Source organism: Aliivibrio sp. S10_S31 (assembly GCF_014694495.1).
In the GTDB taxonomy this organism is placed as follows: domain Bacteria; phylum Pseudomonadota; class Gammaproteobacteria; order Enterobacterales; family Vibrionaceae; genus Aliivibrio; species Aliivibrio fischeri.
The window spans coordinates 1-1,694 of the sequence record NZ_JAAUWR010000061.1 but is presented as its reverse complement, the minus strand read 5'-3'; the positions used below and the strand labels follow the sequence as shown (position 1 = coordinate 1,694).

The window sequence follows — 1,694 nt, the reverse complement described above, 5'->3', positions numbered from 1 at the left end:
CGTTCGCATTATCATCACGACCAACAGAAGCTGCAAAAGAGAAACCACCAAACTTAGGAGAATCGTAACGTACTTGGTTTGATTGACGATCGTAGTGACCAGCAATACCACCCCAATCGAATACAGATCCTAAACCTGGGTTAGAGAAAGGCCAGTCAACGATTTCGTATAGTGGAGTAAGAACACGACCCACACGTACGTTACCCCAATCACCAGATGCACCGATAAACGTATCACGGAAACCTAGCACACCACCAGAAACACCACCATGACCCCAGTCAGTGCTATCAACATAACCAGATTCGATTTGCATTGTAATCAATACGTTGTCAAACATCTCTTTGTGTGCGCGGAAACCAATTCGAGATTCGTTTTCTACAACAAAGCCAGTACTCTTGTCGCCATTATCTGTAACGTTGTAGTTAACAAGTGAAATAGCAGCCACACCGTAAACATCAACATTAAAGTCAGAGTTAACACCCACTTCTTTAGCTGTTACGCCGCTAGCAACTAATGCAATCGCAGCACCTAAAAGAGTTTTCTTGAACATAGTCATAATTCCTTCATTTAACTAATTAAGTAACGCATGGATATTTAAGTTGGTCGCCGAAATGAACCATGCATTAGATTTGTTGTCTGGGGTGCACTATGACAATGTTTTTTCACAAAGAAAATATAGTAATGTTTTTTGAGTGACCTACTTCAAAAACGAAGTTATATAAAAAAATATAAACCAAACAAAACAACAACTTAGTTAAAATGAAAAATTAAAACACAGAATAAAAATAAATATAAAAGTGAGAAAGATCTCAAGCATGAAGCCAAAACCACCCAACAACAAGATCTAGATCACTTTGGATTTACATTATTTTTTATTAGTTAATTTTAAATAAGAAAAAAGTGCGAACTAAGTCGCACCTCTTTTCATTGAAAAATCCAGTAAATTAAATTTATTTCTTATTAATAATCCAGGTTAAAATGTTTGATTTATCAGTAACTGAAGACTTTGAATACCAATACGTTAACATCTCGAGTTCTTTAGATGATGAAACTAACTCAGTGTTTATTTCTTTACGATTTATAAACGCCCACTCAGTAAATAGCTCTTGCTCTGCAACAGTTGCTTCATCAAACCAATATTTACTCATTTCTACTGATTTCGAGTCTTTTGATTCTACTTTTACTTCAGCCGCAGGTTGCTGCACTGATGATGGAATATGTTCAAGCTGAAGTGCTTTTTCATCTAACACTGCTTGGAAATAGCCTGCAGGGATCGTAAAAGACAATTTAGACGTACCATTTGTCGCATGTACATCATAGGTTAACCCTTTTTTTACAGACAATTCGATGTCTTTATTATCTATTGGAAATGTAAAGTATTGCGTTGATGTACAGTGCTCTGAGCACGATTCTGTTGATGGTGAATATGCTGTAATGTCCGTTTCTGTGCCATTAAATGAAACCGAATCATAAGCATAACTTGCTTTAAAATAGCTTAGCTCTACTGCAACATACGATTCCGGTACAGCTCTCGATGTTGTTGCATAATTTGCCGTTAACTGAGAAATATTTCTCATGGCATTCGCTCCAACCCCTTCATTTTCTATTGGGTTGATGCTTTTAGCTTCTATTGATACATAAGTGGATTTTTTTTCTACCTCATTGATTGCATCGCTGAAATCATCATCACTTGA

2 protein-coding genes are annotated in these 1,694 nt (G+C 36.4%); one reads left to right on the top strand and one right to left on the bottom strand.

Annotation, left to right across the window (positions count from 1 at the left end; genetic code table 11):
* A partial coding sequence (locus tag HC728_RS19515; RefSeq protein WP_190395967.1) for a porin occupies window positions 1–559 on the bottom strand: 559 nt, incomplete at its 3' end.
* Between the two features lie 1,000 nt (window positions 560–1,559).
* On the opposite strand from HC728_RS19515, the gene HC728_RS20435 reads away from it, so the two are divergent.
* The gene (locus HC728_RS20435) at window positions 1,560–1,634 is read left to right on the top strand and encodes a CRISPR-associated DxTHG motif protein (protein ID WP_190395966.1); all 75 of its coding nucleotides are present in this window, start codon (window positions 1,560–1,562) and stop codon (window positions 1,632–1,634) included.
* Window positions 1,635–1,694: the final 60 nt, after the last annotated feature.